The organism is Mesorhizobium sp. B2-7-3 (genome assembly GCF_006440715.1).
Lineage (GTDB): Bacteria > Pseudomonadota > Alphaproteobacteria > Rhizobiales > Rhizobiaceae > Mesorhizobium > Mesorhizobium australicum.
Genome location: NZ_VFTY01000015.1, coordinates 57772 through 73857, shown reverse-complemented (window position 1 = coordinate 73857; position 16086 = coordinate 57772). Strand labels below are relative to the sequence as shown.

Sequence of the window (16086 nt, the reverse complement as noted above, 5' to 3'; positions counted from 1 at the left end):
GCGGCAAGTTGGCAGTCAGGCCGCCAATGCCGCCTCCGGGGGTGCTTTTGCTCCGGTCATGAAGGCAACGGCGTCGGACATCGTATATTGCTTGGGGTCGATGACGCACAGTCGACGGCCCAGACGGTGGATGTGGATACGGTCCGCCACCTCGAAGACGTGTGGCATGTTGTGCGAGATGAGCACGATCGGCAGGCCGCGCTTCTTCACGTCGAGGATCAGTTCAAGCACGCGGCGGCTCTCCTTGACGCCGAGCGCCGCCGTCGGCTCGTCCATGATGACCATCTTCGACCCGAAGGCGGCGGCGCGGGCCACCGCCACGCCCTGGCGTTGGCCGCCCGACAGGGTCTCCACCGCCTGGCTGATGTTCTGGATGGTCATCAAGCCTAGTTCGGTGAGCTTGTCGCGGGCACGCTTTTCCATTGCCGGACGGTCCAGCATGCGAAGCCACTGGCCGACGAAGCCGGGTTTGCGGATCTCGCGGCCGAGGAACATGTTGTCGGCGATCGAAAGCGCCGGCGACAAGGCCAGGTTCTGGTAGACGGTTTCGATGCCGGCTTCACGGGCTTCCATCGGCGACTTGAAGGAGACGGGTTTGCCTTCAAGCCGGATTTCGCCTTCGTCCGGCACGGCCGCGCCGGAAATCGCCTTGATGAGTGACGACTTGCCGGCGCCGTTGTCGCCGATGACGGCAAGGATTTCGCCGGGGTAAAGGTCGAAATCGGCATTGTCGAGAGCGGTGACGCGGCCATAGCGCTTGACCAGACCGCGCGCGGTGAGGATGGGTTCCTGGGTCATGCCGAAACCTTTCTGATCCATTGGTCGATGGCGACGGCGCCGATGATCAGCACGCCGGTGAGCAGCACTTTCCATTGCGGATCGGCGCCGAGCATGTTGAGGCCCATCGAGACGACGCCGACGATCATCGCGCCGAACAGCGTGCCGAGGATGGAGCCGCGGCCGCCGAAGAGAGAAATACCGCCGATCACAGTCGCGGTGATCGCCTGCAGATTGTAGTCGGTAACAGCGGCGGACGGCGAGATCGAGCCGTTGCGGCCGATGGAGACCCAGGCCGCGAAAGCGGCGATCAGCCCGGCAAGGGTGTAGACCGTCATCAGCACCTTCTTGGTCTGGATACCCGACAGCTTCGCCGCCTCCTGGTCGTCGCCGACGGCGTAGACATGACGGCCCCATGCGGTGTGGTTGAGCACGTACCAAAGAACCAGCACGAGCACGACCGTGGCGATGACGCCGAGCGTCAGCACCGCCGTGCCGACCTTAAAGCTCAGGGCAAACAGGTGCAGCAGCGGTGCCTGGTTGTCGACGTCGGTGTCGCGGATCGTCTCATTGGCCGAATAGATGAAGTTCGTGGCCATGACGATGTTCCAGGTGCCAAGCGTCACGATGAAGGGCGGCAGCTTCATATAGGCGACCAGCAGCCCGTTCAGCAGCCCGCAAGCCGCACCGGCGGCAAGCCCGATCGCCACGGCGAGCACGCTCGGCATGCCGTAGCTGACCGCGCAATTGCCCATGATCACGGCCGAAATCACCATGATCACCCCGATCGACAGGTCGATGCCGGCGGTCAGAATGACCAGTGTCTGCGCGGCGCCGAGAATGCCGACGATGGCGATCTGCTGCAGGATCAGTGTCAGCGTGTAGGACGAGAAGAACCGCCCGCCGATCGTGATGCCGAAGATGACGATCGACAGAAGCAGCACGATCAGCGGCACCGCCGCCGGCGTCGAATGCAGAAAATGCTGGATGCGCTTGACGGCTGATTTGTGCTCGTCAAAAGCGGCTACACTTGTATCGCTGGCCGAGAGAACCTTCTCGAATTCCTGAGCTTGAGCCATGTTTCCTCCCCGTAGGGCTTCAGCCACACGCTGACGCCGTCCACGCCTTCCGGTCTGTCGCCGGGATTAATCGCGTTTACAGTGATGCATCGTCCACCCGATGCGACCGGGGATCAAGTCCCCCCGGTCGCATCGGTTCCGTTGCCGGTCAGGCCAGTATCAGCCCCAGCACTTGGCGAGGCCTTCCTTGGTGTCGATGGACTTGACGCCCGTCGCCGGCTTGTCGGTGACGAGGTTGACGCCGGTGTCGAAGAAGTTCTTGCCCTCGGTCGGCTTCGGCTTGGTGCCGTCCTTGGCGAAAGCGGCGATCGCCTCGATGCCAAGTGCGGCCATCTGCAGCGGATATTGCTGCGAGGTGGCGCCGATGACGCCTTCGGCGACCGACTTCACGCCGGGGCAACCGCCGTCGACCGAGACGATCAGCACCTGGCTTTCGAGGCCGACAGCCTTGAGCGCCTGGTAGGCACCGACCGCGGCCGGCTCATTGATGGTGTGGATGACGGTGATGGTGTTGTCCTTCTGCAGAAGGTTTTCCATCGCCTTGCGGCCGCCTTCCTCGTTACCGTTCGTCACATCATGGCCAACGATGCGCGGATCGGTCTCATCGCCGATCTTGTTGGGGTCCTTCACGTCGATGCCGTAGCCCATCATGAAGCCCTGGTCGCGCAGAACGTCCACGGTCGGCTGCGAGGGCGTCAGGTCGAGGAAGCCGATCTTGGCGTCCTTGGCCTTGTCACCGAGCGTGGCGGCGGCCCAGGCGCCGATCAGCTTGCCGGCCTCCAGATTGTCGGTGGCGAAGGTCGCGTCGGCGGCGTCGATCGGATCGAGCGGCGTGTCCAGCGCAATCACCAGCAGGCCCGCATCGCGCGCCTTCTTCACCGTCGGCACGATGCCCTTGGTGTCGGACGCGGTGATCAAAATGCCCTTGGCGCCGTCGGCGATGCAGCTTTCGATCGCCGCCACCTGGCTCTCGCTGTCACCGTCGATCTTGCCCGCATAAGTCTTGAGATCGACGCCAAGTTCCTTGGCCTTGGCGGTCGCGCCCTCCTTCATCTTGACGAAAAACGGATTGGTGTCGGTCTTGGTGATCAGGCAGGCGCCGACGCCGGCCGCGGACGCAGACGAAGCGAACGCCATCAGACCCAGCGCGGCCGCCGCGAAAACGGTGGACTTCAACAATTTTGTATTGGTCACGATTTCCTCCCAGTGGAACATTTTTCGAATGCCGGCCAACCGGCACCCGCACGGCATCCAGGCGACTTCTCCCAGCGCGGATGCCCTCTCAAGGAACACCACGCCAGCGCATCTGTCAATAATTAAATCACTCTTATTTATTATTGACACCCTTGCGTCGTTCACTCATTCTGACCAAAAGCATTGTGGGGAAACGACGGGAGGAACAGGGTGGAGACGGCCACTGCGAGGCATGGTTCGCCCGAAGCGAACGAGAGCCTTATTCACCGCGGCACCAACCAGAGTGGCATGCGCGACCACAACGAGCGCCTGGTGCTTTCGCTGGTGCGCCAGCACGGCAGTCTGGCGAAGTCCGACATTGCCCGCATGACCGGACTTTCGGCGCAGACGGTCTCGGTCATCATGCGCGAACTGGAGGAAGAAAGCTTGCTCGTGCGCCAGGCGCCGTTGCGCGGCAAGATCGGCCAGCCCTCGATCCCCATGGCACTCAACCCCGAAGGCGCCTTCTTCATCGGCCTCAAGATCGGCCGCCGCAGCGCCGAACTCGTGCTGATCGATTTCCTCGGACAGGTGCGCGCGATGCTGCAGCATTCCTACCGCTACCCTGCCCCACGCGAGACGGTCGAGTTCGTCACGTCAGGCATGAAGGCGATGCGCGGCGAGCTGACGCCGGCACAGGACAAGCGCATCGCCGGACTTGGCATCGCCATGCCTTTCGAGCTCTGGAACTGGGCCGACACCGCCGGCGCGCCGCGCGACGTGATGGACGAATGGCGCCATCGTGACATCAGGACCGACATCCAGGCGCAATGCGATTTTCCGGTCTATCTGCAGAACGATGCCACCTCCGCCTGCGGCGCCGAACTGGTCTTTGGCCAGACGGGCGCGGCGCGGGATTTCGTCTATTTCTACATCGGCGCCTTTGCTGGCGGCGGCATCGTGCTCAACGGCCGGCTGTTTGGCGGGCCGACCGGCAATGCCGGCGCGCTCGGCTCAATGCCTGTGCCGGGGCCGGATGGAAAACCGACCCAGCTGATCGACGTGGCCTCGATCGCCATGCTCGAAAAAACACTCAACGCGCGTGGCGTCGAGGCCTCGTATCTGTGGACCTCACCCGAGGATTGGGGGGAGATCGGCGCCGCGCTGGACGAGTGGATCGCCAGCGCCTCGCAGGCGCTCGCCTACGCCATCGTGGCAGCGTCCTCGGTCATCGATTTCGAAGCCGCGGTGATCGACGGCTGGATGCCGAAGGCCGTGCGCCAGAGGCTGGTCGAGGCGGTCGTGACGGCAATCGGCGCGATCGACGGCGAAGGGCTGAAACTTCCGGCCGTCCGCGAGGGAAGCGTGGGTATCCATGCCCGGGCGCTCGGCGGCGCCAGCCTGCCGCTTTCCGAACGCTTCCTGATCGGTTCGACGACGATCTCCAGGGGCGCGTGAAATGCTGATCGGGATTCCGGCGCTGCTTGGTCCAGAGCTTCTGGCGACGTTGCGCGCCATGGGCCATGGTGACGAGATTGCCGTGGTCGACGGGAACTATCCGGCACAGGAGCAGGCAAGGCGCCTCATCAGGACCGATGGCCACGCCCTCATGCCCGTACTCGACGCGATACTGACGCTGCTTCCGGTCGACGATGTCGTGCCGGAGGCGCTGTTTCGCGCCTCGGTGAAAGGCGATCCGTCGCTTGCCGACCCCGTCCATCGTGAAATGGAGGCGATCTGCGCCAAACGCGCGCCGGGCCGCAAGGTGGTTGCACTGGCCGGCGCCGACTTCTATGCACGGGTCAAATCGGCGCATGCCATCGTCGCGACAAGCGAGCCGCGGCTTTACGCCAATATCATCATCCGCAAGGGCGTGATCTATCCGCCGGAGACCGAGAAGCCATGATCCTCTGCTGCGGCGAAGCCCTGATCGACATGCTGCCGCGCACCACTACGGAGAATGAGCGGGCTTTTGCCCCCTATGTCGGCGGCGCTGTCTTCAACACAGCGATCGCGCTCGGCCGCTTGGGCGCGCCGGCCGGCTTCTTCTCGGGCCTGTCGTCGGACCTGTTCGGCGGTCAGTTCAGGGACGCGTTGGGGGCGAGCAAAGTCAGTTCCACCTACGCGCACACCTCGCCCCGACCGACGACCCTGGCGTTCGTGCGGCTGAACAATGGCCAGGCGACCTACACCTTCTATGACGAGAACACGGCCGGGCGCATGCTGACCATCGAAGACCTGCCGCAACTCGGCAGCGAGATCGAGGCGATGCTGTTCGGCGCCATCAGCCTGATCTCGGAGCCGGCTGGGTCGGCCTATGAGGAATTCATGCAGCGCGAGCATGAGACCCGCGTGATGATGCTCGATCCCAACATCCGGCCGAACTTTATTCCCGACAAGGCCAAGCACCTCAGGCGCATCCGGGAGATGATGGCGATGGCCGACATCGTCAAACTGTCGGACGAAGACCTCCACTGGTTCGGCGAAGCCGGCTCGCACGAGGATGTCGTGCGCAATTGGCTCGACCGCGGCCCGAAGCTGATCGTCGTCACGCATGGCAGCGAGGGTGCCGTTGGCTACAGCAAACAGCATCGTGTCACCGTCATGCCGGAGACAGTGAAGGTGGTGGACACCGTCGGCGCCGGAGACACGTTCAACGCCGGCATCCTTGCCTCCCTGCATGAGCAAGGCCTGTTGACGAAGGCGGCGATTTCCAGCCTGTCCGAAGACGCCATCCGCAAAGCATTGGCGCTCGGCGCCAAGGCGGCGGCAGTGACAGTCTCACGAGCCGGCGCCAATCCCCCCTGGCGGCACGAGATCGGCTAATCGGCTCTCCAGCGCGATCACTTTATGTTTCCAGGCGCCGGAAAACCTCGATAAGAATGGGCTGAATTGCACCGCCAAGCCCGGATTCCCGGCTTTGTGGGACAATATACCGGCAAAACGTGGTAACGGGCTGCGACACTTGCACCAAGTCCCCGATCCGCAGCTGGCTTTTTCAGCCGCGCCAAGTCTGGTACCAGCGGGCCGGTTATTGGCAGGTATATTGAGGCCGACATGCAATTCATCGATCTTGGCGCGCAGCGCGAACGAATCCGCGATCGGCTGAAAGCCGCGATCGACCACGTGGTCGAGGATGGCCGCTACATCCTTGGCCCGCAGGTCGCCGAATTCGAGAAGAAGCTCGCCGCCTATGTCGGCGTCAAGCATGTGATTGCTTGCGCCAACGGCACCGACGCACTGCTTTTGCCGCTGTTCGCCGCCGGCATCGGCCCGGGTGACGCGGTGTTCGTGCCGAGCTTCACCTTCGCCGCCACGGCGGAAGTGGTGGCGCTGGCCAAGGCCGAGCCGGTTTTCGTCGATGTCGATCCGACAACCTACAACATCGACATCGCCAGCCTCGAGGCGGCGATCGCGGCCGTCAAGAAGGAAGGTCGACTGAAGCCGAAGGCGATCATCCCTGTCGACCTGTTCGGTCTTGCCGCCGACTATGAGGCGCTCATGACTATTGCCAATCGCGAAGGCTTATTGGTGATCGAGGACGCAGCCCAGTCCATGGGGGGCTCGCTCGAAGGCAGGATGTGCGGCGCGTTCGGCCATGTCGGCTCGACCAGCTTCTATCCGGCCAAGCCGCTCGGCTGCTATGGCGACGGCGGTGCGATGTTCACCAATGATGACGCGCTGGCCGACGCGCTCAGATCCTTCGCCTTCCATGGCAAGGGCGAGACGCAGTACGACAACATCCGCGTCGGCATCAATTCACGGCTCGACACGCTGCAGGCGGCGATCCTGCTTGAGAAGCTCGCCATCCTCGAGGAAGAGATGGTGGCGCGGCAGGTGGTGGCCCAACGCTACGCTGAAGGCCTCGGTGACGTCGTCACCGCAGCCCGCAACCTGGGTGGCAGCCGCTCGGCCTGGGCGCAATACGCGATCGAAACGCCGAAACGCGACGGGCTTAGAGCGCATTTGAGCGAAAAGGGCATTCCGTCCGTCATCTACTACGTCAAGCCGCTGCATGAGCAGATCGCCTATCGCGACTACCCGCGCACGCCGACCGGTCTTACGGTTTCGGAGGACCTGCCGAAACGCATCCTGTGCCTGCCGATGCACCCCTATCTCAGCGAGGCCGACCAGGACCGGATCATCGAAACGATCCGCAATTATATCGGCTCGAACTCGGCGCAGGCCGCGGCCGAATAGGCGTTGGGCACGGATACCCGACCGACACCTCCTTGGCATAGAGCGACGACGGCGCAGGCCGTGCGCTTCGCCCGTTATTTTGAGAAGGACGCCGCGTGTCTTGTGATCCCGTCTTCCATTCCCGACCGGGTCATGAAACGGCACTGCACTATGCAGATCCCCGCGGCGAAGACCAAAGTGCCCAGCACCCATGACAACCAGATCCGATGATCGACCGAGAGTTCGACGACAGCTATGATCAGGTAGGAGCTGGCTATGAAATGGCAGGGGCCGCTCAAACCACCGATCATTCTTATGATCGCCGCCAGGAGCACCCCATACACGATGATGCCCAGCGCTCCCAGTTCGTACCACAAATCGAATACGATATTATGTGCGCTTGGGAGATCCGCCTGCGCATAATATGTCGGACTCACGACAACCCCGGCCGCGTTTCTCATCGTATTGGCGCCATGGCCGAGGATCGGCTGGTCCGCGATGCGGGGCGAAATCATCTGCCATAAATCAAGCCGCGCTGCGAAGGTTCCTGGATAGAAAGCCAGCCATCCCGTTGTTTTGAGGTAGGCGAACAGCGGCGCGACGACGAAGGGGGCAATCAGGGCAAGAGACAAATAGACGGCGAAAAATCCAACCAAAACGTGCTGGCGGTATTTCGCGGGCATGACAAACATCACCGCCACGAGGACAATCGCCAGATTGACGCCGGTCGATCGGCCGTAGAGCAATGTCAGAACGGCAAAGAGAGCCGCAAGCCCTTTCCAGACCAGCCTCGGCTGGGCAAGAAATATGACGGCAAAAAAAGCTCCGTAAACCGTGATTTTGTGGAGGGTGAAAACGTTCTCCACAAAGCGTGGATCTTCGGTCAGAAACGCAAAATACAGTTCCCAGCCCATCACCGATACGACGCCGATCAACATGCCGGCCAATGACACCCACGCGAGCCGCTCGCATTGAGCGCTCGCAAGCGCGAGGATGCCCTGAAACAGCAGGATAGCGGCGATCGAATAGCCAAACACGTCCCTCGCCGCCGTGAGAGAGCGGCTCGCATCGACCGACCACAGGGCGCTCGAAAAGATAAAGCCTGACAAGAGAGCGAGAACAATTGCGAGGCCTGTCGTGCCTCTGCCAAAACGCGCACGCTTCGTCAAAAGGGCGAGAGCGCCCATGAGTGCCCCGACAATCGCTAAGACCGTTGGGGACATTTCGACGAAGGCGAAAAGGGCGGGAGAGAGGGCGTAGAGGCCCAGCAACATCCTGAAGGCTATTTCATCACGATTGCTGGTCCATGCGGGAAAGCCGCCCAAAATGACGGCATGGCATTTCTGAAACAAGGACATTCACTTACCGACTCAGGGGACGTCGACAAAGGATAGGCCATCGACGAGGGCTTTTCACCTACGTTCGATACGTCCCTGGATTGCAGCCTCGCCGCTGGCGATGAAATGCGGATTGGCGAAGTCCGCGTCATCGGCCTGGTTGCGCTTGCCATAGGTCAAGGGCTTGCCGTTCAGCGTCCGCGTCGTGCCGCCGGCGGCACGCAGCACCGCGTCACCCGCAGCGGTGTCCCATTCCATGGTGCGACCGAAGCGCGGATAAACATCCGCCTCGGCATTGGCGAGGAGGCAGAATTTCAGTGACGAACCGACCGAGACGATCTCGGCGGCACCAAGGTCGCGAATATAGGCTTCGGTTTCCGGCGTGTTGTGCGAGCGGCTGGCAACCACGGCCAGCGGCGTCGCGGCCATTCTCACCGAAATCGGCCGGCGGGAAACGATCCGGTAGTCCTTATCGACTTCGAGGGCTTCCGCCCTGCCCGGCCGGCCGGAAAAAAACCGGCCGCTGCAGGGAGCGAAGACAACGCCGACTTCCGGCACACCATGGCGGACAAGCGCGATGTTGACGGTGAAGTCGGTGCGCCGGTTGACGAATTCCTTGGTGCCATCAAGCGGATCAATGAGGAAGAAGGTCTCGCCAAGTTCGCCCGGCATGATGCCGGCCGCCGCTTCCTCCTCGGCCACGCACGGAATATCGGGGAATGCGGCGCGCAGGCCTGCAAGAATGATCTTCTCGCTCTCGCGGTCCGCCTCGGTGACCGGCGAGGCGTCCGACTTGCGGTCGACCGCGCAGCCGGCGTGGAATACGCGCATCACCTCGCGCCCGGCGGCTAGCGCCAGCCGCTCGAAGATTTCAAGCATCGACGTGTCGTCAGATGCCGCCGCCATTGTCATATTGGTCTTCGGCAATGTCACGCTCGTTCAGCCAGTGTTCCAAGGCATCTACCATCTCTTCAGCCGATCTGCCGAGCGTCTTCAGATGGATCTCCGGTTTCTCCGGTGCTTCGTAAGGCGAATCGACACCGGTGAAATTCTTGATCTCGCCATTCAGCGCGCGGGCATAGAGGCCCTTCGGATCACGCCTGGCGCATTCCTCGAAAGGCGTATCGACAAACACCTCGATGAACTCGCCATCGGCCATCAATTCCCTGGCCATCCGCCGCTCGGCGCTGAACGGGGAAATGAAGGAGACAATGACGATCAGCCCGGCGTCGGCCATCAGCTTGGCAACTTCGGCGACGCGGCGAATGTTCTCGACGCGATCGGCATCGGTGAATCCAAGGTCGCGGTTGAGACCGTGGCGGACATTGTCGCCATCGAGAATGTAGGTATGACGCCCAGTGGCGAAAAGCTTCTTCTCGAACAGGTTGGCGATGGTCGACTTGCCGGAGCCCGAAAGCCCCGTGAACCAGAACACGGCGGGCCGCTGGTTCTTCATGTCGGCACGCACGCGCTTGCCGACATCGAGCGATTGCCAATGGATGTTTTCGGCGCGGCGCAGCGAGTGCACGATCATGCCTGCGCCAACCGTGGCGTTGCTGATGCGATCGATCAGGATAAAGGCGCCAGTGGTCCGGTTCTCGCCAAACGGATCGAAGGCAATCGGCGCCCGGGTCGAAATGTTGCAGATACCGACCTCGTTCATTTCAAGCGACTTGGCCGCCTCATGCGCAAAGTCGTTGACATTGATGCGGTACTTCAAGTCGGTGACGGTGGCGCTGGTCTGGTCGGTCTCGGTGCGCAGGATATAGGAACGGCCCGGCAGCAGCGCATGCTCGTCGAACCAGACGATGTTGGCGGCGAACTGGTCGGCGACCTGCGGCCGTGCGGACGGCGAAACCAGCATGTTGCCCCTGGAAACCTCGACCTCGTCGTCGAGAACGAGCGTTATGGCCTGGCCGGCCACCGCCTGTTTGAGATCGCCGCCATAGGCGACGATGCGTTTGACATGCGAGGACTTGCCCGATTTGGCGACCACGACCTCGTCGCCTTGCGCAACAATGCCGGACGCGATGGTGCCGGCAAAACCGCGAAAATCGAGATTGGGACGATTGACGTACTGAACCGGAAAGCGGAACGGCAGCTCGGCCGTGGCTTCCTCGACGGAGACGGTTTCGAGATGCTCGATCAATGTCGGGCCGGAATACCAATGCGTGTTTTCGGAGCGGCCGCTGACATTGTCGCCGTAGCGGGCCGACATCGGAATCGGCGCGATGGCCTGGAAGCCGAGATCGCGTGAGAACTGCCGGTAGTCCTCGACGATCCTGTTGAAGACCGCCTGATCAAAGCCGACGAGATCGATCTTGTTGACCGCCAGCACGATGTGGCGGATGCCGAGCAGCGAGGCAATGATCGAATGGCGCCGCGTCTGGCGCAGCACCCCCTGCCGGGCATCGATCAGCACGATCGCCAAGTCGGCGGTCGAAGCGCCTGTCGCCATGTTGCGGGTATATTGCTCGTGGCCGGGCGTGTCGGCGACGATGAACTTGCGCTTCGGCGTGGCAAAGAAGCGGTAGGCGACGTCGATGGTAATGCCTTGCTCGCGCTCCGCCTCGAGGCCGTCGACCAACAGCGCGAAGTCGACGTCGTCGCCCGTCGTGCCATGCTTGCGCGAATCGCGTTCAAGCGCGGCGAGCTGGTCCTCGAAAATCTGCTTGGTGTCGGAGAGCAGGCGTCCGATCAACGTCGACTTGCCATCATCCACCGAACCGCAGGTCAGGAAGCGCAGCAGCGACTTCTTCTCCTGCGCGGCCAGATAATCGCGGACGCCGTCCGTTGGAGCGAGGCTCTTTGCCATGATGTGGCGCATGGTCAGAAATACCCCTCGCGCTTCTTCTTTTCCATCGAACCGGCTTCATCGCGGTCGATCAACCGACCCTGCCGTTCGGAGGTGCGTGCCGTCAGCATCTCGCCAACGATGGCTTCAAGTGTGTCGGCGTCGGATTCGATGGCGCCGGTCAGCGGATAACAGCCAAGCGTACGGAATCGCACCAACCTGTCCTCCACGACCTCGCCGGGCAGTAGCTTCATGCGATCATCATCCTTGAGGATCAGCATGCCATCGCGTTCGACAACCGGCCGCCGCTTGGCGAAATAGAGCGGCACGATCGGGATGTTTTCCTGCAGAATGTACTGCCAGATGTCGAGCTCGGTCCAGTTCGACAGCGGGAAGACGCGGATCGATTCACCCTGCGCGATACGTGTGTTGAAGATCTTCCACATTTCGGGCCGCTGGTTCTTCGGATCCCACACATGCTGGGCGTTGCGGAAAGAGAAGATGCGCTCCTTGGCGCGCGACTTTTCCTCGTCGCGACGGGCGCCGCCAAAGGCAGCGTCGAAGCCGTATTTGTCGAGCGCCTGGCGCAGCGCCACGGTTTTCATCACATGAGTGTGGGTGTTCGAGCCGTGATCGAACGGATTGATGTTGTCGCGCACGCCATCTTCGTTGACATGAACCAGAAGATCGAAACCCAGCTTCTTCGCCATCTGATCGCGAAATGCGATCATCTCGCGAAATTTCCAGGTGGTGTCGACGTGAAGAAACGGGAATGGCGGCTTGGCCGGATAGAACGCCTTCATCGCCAGATGCATCAGCACCGACGAATCCTTGCCGACGGAATAGAGCATGACCGGCTTGGTGAAGGCTGCCGCGACCTCGCGGAATATGTGAATGGACTCGGCTTCAAGCCGCTGCAGATGCGTAAGCGCTGGTATCATGGACCGTGAGCGTTCTCTCATGCCTTGCAACAGAAGATCCTGCGTCAAATCATCGAGCCTTTTGCGCCCGGTTCAAAGCTTCGCTTCTGGACAAGTGTTTCGTGCGGGCGTTCTAGCAGATCGTCGCGGCCCAGAACAATGCAGGACGAGCCCGACAGCCATTCGTTCGGGAATGAATTTTCCACGGTTGCGACAAAACCCGGAAATTTCTGCTTGGAGAGCTTCCAGCCGTGAAAAGGCTGGAAAAATATTGCCTGTGAGAAGGCCGGGGATGCTGCAGGGTCAACCGGTGCCGACCGGGGGTTTCAGCGGCAATCGATCACGGCGTACTATCGAAACAGCGGCCCAGCCGCTATACGCTTAGAAAGGGCAAGATGCATTATCAATGGGCAATTTCGAGGTGAGCATGTTGGGGGTTTCACCGAACACGATGTGCCGCATAAATTTTCTTGAGAATAGCGGGTCCGAAAATTGAACCGGCTTTCATTCATAAGACAGCAAATCACGCCTTCGCGGATCAATGTCTACTTCTCCATTCTCTGCTTCTTTTCTCCCCCGGTCCTGGGATCGGCGGTCAGCTTCGTGTTCAATGGCGGCGGACTATGGTCCGTCCTGTTAATCGTCTTGAAGAGAAGGCACTTCAATGTCGACCGGGCGATGATGGCGCTAACGATCGCGATCTACGCCTATTGCGCAAGCAATGTCCTGGCGTCCATCGTCAACCACGCGATCGTCAAGGACGCACGGCATCTTGTCCCGCTGATCACCTTTCTGTTTTTTCCCATTTCCTATTCGACCTGGAGCACTACGCAAAAAACAACGCTCGTCCGCATCATTGTGTTGGCCAGCATGGCGGCTTGTTTCGGAGCGCTGCTGCTGGCGGTTTATCAGCAATATCGACTTGGTATGCGCGCCGAGGGTGGGGCGGGGAATGCGATCGTTTTTGCTGAGGTCCTCTGCCTTGCGGTGGTGATCTGCGTGGCCGCTGCCCTATCCGGTATAGAGAAATACAGGATCGCCCTCGCCTGCGCCGCACTCGGCGGAACGATCGCCATCATCTACTCCGGTACGCGCATCGTCTGGCTGGCACTGCTGATTGCCGGTGTCGCCGTTCTGTTGATCAACCAGCAGAAGCTAAGAGGGAGAGATGCCGTTCGCGTGCTTTTGCTGCTGGCCGCGATTGCGGTCGCTATCGCGTTTTTCGGGTTCCAGACGATAGCGGGGCGCGTCGCATTTCTGCACTCCGACTGGGATGCGCTGGCGGCCCATGGTGACCACACGACTGCTTTGGGACTACGCGTCGCGCTTTGGGATATCGGCCTGAAGGCATTTCATGAGATGCCATTGTTTGGACATGGGGTGGGTGCCACCCGGCTCTTGATCAAGCAGGGCTTTCAGGATCAGTTCGGGATGGATGCAGGTTTCAGTCATTTCCACAACGGCTTCCTGACCGCCTTGGTACAAGCGGGAATCTTGGGTGCGGTGACGCTGGCGGCGATCTTTGTGGCTGCCGTCAGAAATGCAGCCCTGGTCCTCCGTGACAGCACCGATCCGATCGAACGGTTCGGCGCCACCATGATCGTCGCCGTCGTGATCACCTACCTGACTGCCGGCATGACGGGCATCCTGATCGGCCATGACATTCTTGACTCGGTCTTTATGGTCTTCCTGGTGTCGGGAACATATCTTGCCTGTGGCCGCCAGGCCGCGTTGGTGGAAAGGCAAGCCCTTCCACCAGTGGTGGGAGCCCAGGCGACGTCACCACCGAAAAGCCAAACCGTTCCACTGGTGACGGAAGCCATTCCATCAGACCTGGCACCTCCGCCAGCCGCCCGATAGCCGGTCCTGGCAAGACAATGAAAGTCCTGGTTACGGGCGCGACGGGTTTCATCGGCCGCCAGGTGGTCCATCGGTTTCGTGAGGCCGGTGTCGAACTTCGCCTTGCCTCCCGTCAGCCGGAGAGACTTGATGCCGGGCCCGACACGATGCAGATGCCGGGGTACGATGCACCTGCCGAGGCTTTCCTGGCGCTGACCAGGGATGTTACGGATGTCGTCCATTGCGCGGGTCTGAACAATGATCAGGGCAATGCCGCCGAAGCTGATTTTCGGGCAGCCAATGCGCAATTGAGCGCACGTCTGGCGCATGCCGCCGCCACTCAGGCAAGCGGACGGTTCATCCATCTTTCCTCGATCCGGGCCGTGATCGGCGCGCGTGCCAGCGCAACGATCGACGAAAACACGATCCCGGACCCGCAAGACGCCTACGGGCGCTCGAAACGCGAAGCAGAAATTGCCGTGTTGGGCGCCTATGCCTCGCATGGCCGTGCCGACGCGGCCATATTGCGGCTGCCTCCAGTCTACGGGATCGGGATGAAAGGAAACCTGGCGACGCTGATGCGGCTCGCCGATACGGCTCTGCCGATGCCAACGGGCGCATTGACGGCGAACCGTTCGCTGCTATCATCGCAATCCGCGGCACGGGCGGTGTGGCATCTGCTTTGCCATTCCGAGCCACTTCGTCCGATCTATCTCGCCAGCGACGAGCCGCCAGTGTCCGTCGCTGCCGTCATCGGTGCCTTTCGCCGCGGCTTGCGGAGGCCGACGCGCCTGATGACCGTGCCGGCTGGACCAATGCGGACAGCCGCCACACTGCTTGGCAAGCGGATGTTCTGGGACAGCCTGACGGCGACGCAAATATGCGACCCGTCGCTGCTTGTCTCGGAAGGCTGGGCGCCGGAACCCAGCACGCTGGAGCGGCTGACCGAGATAGCGCGGCTCCGAAACCCCCGACGTCCTGTTTGATCCCGGCCCAAAGACCGGTTTCCGCTTCTGGAGCGGGGCTGCTCAGCCGCGATAAAGTGTTCCAAACAGGATCCGAAGGTCGAGCCAGAACGACGCGCTCCTGAGATAGGTGGCATCGGTTTCGGCCAGAAGTTGCGGGTTCGACATGTCGATGCCCCTGATCTGGGCCAAGCCTGTCATCCCGGGCAAAGCCTGCAAAACGCCCAGCCGCCTGCGGCATTCGATCAGTTCCGTCTGGGTCGGCAGGCAAGGACGCGGCCCGACCAGGCTCATTTCGCCGCGCAGGACATTCCACAGCTGCGGCAACTCGTCGAGCTTGAATTTCCGCAAGCCCCTTCCAACCGATGTCACGGCGCTCACCGGGGTTTCATGCGAGGGCAAGGATGGCGTTCCCTGGTACATCGTCCGCAACTTGTGGCAGCGAAAAAGCACACCTTCGCGGCCAATCCGCGTTTGTGAAAAAATCACCGGACCGGGCGAGGATACCCGGACGGCAACAATGGCCAGCAATAGAATGGGAGAGGTTGCCACCAGCAGCACAGCCGCACCGGCGAGATCGAAGATTTTCTTGGCTGTCTTCATGTGGCCGATAGGGCTCCCTGCCAGGCTCTACGCGATGACCGCGAGCGATGCCCGTCAATCCGGCCGGCGTAGCATGAGGTCGCCTTCCTAACCAAGCGAGCGCGGTCCGCGATTTCAGATACGGCCCAGGACAAAGGCGAGATAGAGCCCAAGGGTGCCGGCAAAAGTCTGTCGATAGACGCCGCTTTTGCGCAGGGCGCCCAGGCGTTGGAAAAGGGAACCTCGCCGACCGTTCGCGAACAGGTCGAGGCACGCCACCGCATCCTTCGTAAGGAGATCGCGATTGACGGCAAGGCCGGCAAGATTGAGATTGGTCCAGTCCGCGAACTGGCCCTTGAACAGGCGACCCAGCCGCGAGATCCGCGCCTGCCACGATGCATTGGCGCCGACCAGATCAAGCACTCAAGATTGTTTTCTGCA

15 protein-coding genes are annotated in these 16086 nt (G+C 61.5%); 6 read left to right on the top strand and 9 right to left on the bottom strand.

Annotation, left to right across the window (positions count from 1 at the left end; genetic code table 11):
* Window positions 1-15: 15 nt before the first annotated feature.
* The 3 genes from FJW04_RS27100 to FJW04_RS27090 all read right to left on the bottom strand — a co-directional run bounded on the left by FJW04_RS27100 (window position 16) and on the right by FJW04_RS27090 (window position 3032).
* Window positions 16-798 carry an ATP-binding cassette domain-containing protein gene (locus tag FJW04_RS27100; protein WP_023771512.1) on the bottom strand — a complete coding sequence of 261 codons (783 nt, stop codon included), beginning with the start codon at window positions 796-798 and terminating at the stop codon, window positions 16-18.
* Window positions 795-1856 (bottom strand): ABC transporter permease, encoded by a 1062-nt coding sequence (locus tag FJW04_RS27095; protein WP_015318693.1) that lies wholly within the window; start codon window positions 1854-1856, stop codon window positions 795-797. Before FJW04_RS27095 ends, FJW04_RS27100 begins: the two co-directional genes overlap by 4 nt.
* Before the next feature lie 159 nt (window positions 1857-2015).
* Window positions 2016-3032 (bottom strand): sugar ABC transporter substrate-binding protein, encoded by a 1017-nt coding sequence (locus tag FJW04_RS27090; RefSeq protein ID WP_023771510.1) that lies wholly within the window; start codon window positions 3030-3032, stop codon window positions 2016-2018.
* 228 nt (window positions 3033-3260) lie between these two features.
* Between FJW04_RS27090 and FJW04_RS27085 the strand changes: the two genes are divergently transcribed.
* From FJW04_RS27085 to FJW04_RS27070, 4 genes are all read left to right on the top strand, one after another.
* Window positions 3261-4487, top strand: a complete 1227-nt coding sequence (locus tag FJW04_RS27085; RefSeq protein WP_015318695.1) for an ROK family transcriptional regulator — start codon at window positions 3261-3263, stop codon at window positions 4485-4487.
* A gap of 1 nt (window position 4488) precedes the next feature.
* Window positions 4489-4935, top strand: coding sequence for an RbsD/FucU domain-containing protein (locus FJW04_RS27080; protein ID WP_015318696.1), 447 nt, complete (start codon window positions 4489-4491; stop codon window positions 4933-4935).
* Window positions 4932-5855, top strand: coding sequence for a carbohydrate kinase (locus FJW04_RS27075; RefSeq protein ID WP_140717809.1), 924 nt, complete (start codon window positions 4932-4934; stop codon window positions 5853-5855). The genes FJW04_RS27080 and FJW04_RS27075 overlap by 4 nt, the downstream gene beginning before the upstream one ends.
* A 231-nt stretch (window positions 5856-6086) precedes the next feature.
* Entirely contained in the window at window positions 6087-7229 is a 1143-nt protein-coding gene (locus tag FJW04_RS27070) for a DegT/DnrJ/EryC1/StrS aminotransferase family protein (RefSeq protein WP_140717807.1), read from the top strand.
* A 74-nt stretch (window positions 7230-7303) separates the two neighbouring features.
* On the opposite strand, the gene FJW04_RS27065 is transcribed toward FJW04_RS27070, so the two are convergent.
* The 4 genes from FJW04_RS27065 to cysD are packed head-to-tail and all read right to left on the bottom strand — an operon-like array spanning window position 7304 to window position 12280.
* Window positions 7304-8566, bottom strand: coding sequence for an O-antigen ligase family protein (locus tag FJW04_RS27065; protein ID WP_140717805.1), 1263 nt, complete (start codon window positions 8564-8566; stop codon window positions 7304-7306).
* Between the two features lie 54 nt (window positions 8567-8620).
* Window positions 8621-9424 carry a 3'(2'),5'-bisphosphate nucleotidase CysQ gene (gene cysQ, locus FJW04_RS27060; protein WP_181173070.1) on the bottom strand — a complete coding sequence of 268 codons (804 nt, stop codon included), beginning with the start codon at window positions 9422-9424 and terminating at the stop codon, window positions 8621-8623.
* A 10-nt stretch (window positions 9425-9434) separates the two neighbouring features.
* Complete coding sequence (cysN, locus tag FJW04_RS27055) at window positions 9435-11372, bottom strand: sulfate adenylyltransferase subunit CysN (protein WP_181173069.1); 1938 nt, start codon at window positions 11370-11372, stop codon at window positions 9435-9437.
* A 2-nt stretch (window positions 11373-11374) separates the two neighbouring features.
* Window positions 11375-12280: a sulfate adenylyltransferase subunit CysD gene (gene cysD, locus FJW04_RS27050; RefSeq protein WP_015318702.1), complete on the bottom strand. Its 906-nt coding sequence runs from the start codon at window positions 12278-12280 to the stop codon at window positions 11375-11377.
* A gap of 471 nt (window positions 12281-12751) precedes the next feature.
* Here cysD and FJW04_RS27045 point away from each other — a divergent pair, with 471 nt between their 5' ends.
* Together FJW04_RS27045 and FJW04_RS27040 are read left to right on the top strand one after the other, a co-directional pair.
* Window positions 12752-14119, top strand: a complete 1368-nt coding sequence (locus tag FJW04_RS27045; RefSeq protein WP_140717799.1) for an O-antigen ligase — start codon at window positions 12752-12754, stop codon at window positions 14117-14119.
* A gap of 17 nt (window positions 14120-14136) precedes the next feature.
* On the top strand, window positions 14137-15084 hold the full coding sequence (locus FJW04_RS27040) for an NAD-dependent epimerase/dehydratase family protein (protein WP_140717797.1): 948 nt from the start codon (window positions 14137-14139) through the stop codon (window positions 15082-15084).
* Window positions 15085-15126: 42 nt separating this feature from the next.
* Here FJW04_RS27040 and FJW04_RS27035 read toward each other — a convergent pair whose 3' ends face one another.
* Together FJW04_RS27035 and FJW04_RS27030 are read right to left on the bottom strand one after the other, a co-directional pair.
* Window positions 15127-15666, bottom strand: coding sequence for a sugar transferase (locus FJW04_RS27035; protein ID WP_015318705.1), 540 nt, complete (start codon window positions 15664-15666; stop codon window positions 15127-15129).
* 114 nt (window positions 15667-15780) lie between these two features.
* On the bottom strand, window positions 15781-16068 hold the full coding sequence (locus FJW04_RS27030; protein ID WP_246674036.1) for a hypothetical protein: 288 nt from the start codon (window positions 16066-16068) through the stop codon (window positions 15781-15783).
* Between the last annotated feature and the right edge of the window lie 18 nt (window positions 16069-16086).

Excerpts from the sequence above, each read along its gene's own strand:
- FJW04_RS27100 (WP_023771512.1), bottom strand. The coding sequence starts at position 798 with ATGACCCAGGAACCCATCCTCACCGCGCGCGGTCTGGTCAAGCGCTAT.
- FJW04_RS27095 (WP_015318693.1), bottom strand. The coding sequence starts at position 1,856 with ATGGCTCAAGCTCAGGAATTCGAGAAGGTTCTCTCGGCCAGCGATACA.
- FJW04_RS27080 (WP_015318696.1), top strand. The coding sequence starts at position 4,489 with ATGCTGATCGGGATTCCGGCGCTGCTTGGTCCAGAGCTTCTGGCGACG.
- FJW04_RS27075 (WP_140717809.1), top strand. The coding sequence starts at position 4,932 with ATGATCCTCTGCTGCGGCGAAGCCCTGATCGACATGCTGCCGCGCACC.
- FJW04_RS27070 (WP_140717807.1), top strand. The coding sequence starts at position 6,087 with ATGCAATTCATCGATCTTGGCGCGCAGCGCGAACGAATCCGCGATCGG.
- FJW04_RS27065 (WP_140717805.1), bottom strand. The coding sequence starts at position 8,566 with ATGTCCTTGTTTCAGAAATGCCATGCCGTCATTTTGGGCGGCTTTCCC.
- cysQ (WP_181173070.1), bottom strand. The coding sequence starts at position 9,424 with ATGCTTGAAATCTTCGAGCGGCTGGCGCTAGCCGCCGGGCGCGAGGTG.
- cysN (WP_181173069.1), bottom strand. The coding sequence starts at position 11,372 with ATGCGCCACATCATGGCAAAGAGCCTCGCTCCAACGGACGGCGTCCGC.
- cysD (WP_015318702.1), bottom strand. The coding sequence starts at position 12,280 with ATGATACCAGCGCTTACGCATCTGCAGCGGCTTGAAGCCGAGTCCATT.
- FJW04_RS27040 (WP_140717797.1), top strand. The coding sequence starts at position 14,137 with ATGAAAGTCCTGGTTACGGGCGCGACGGGTTTCATCGGCCGCCAGGTG.
- FJW04_RS27035 (WP_015318705.1), bottom strand. The coding sequence starts at position 15,666 with ATGAAGACAGCCAAGAAAATCTTCGATCTCGCCGGTGCGGCTGTGCTG.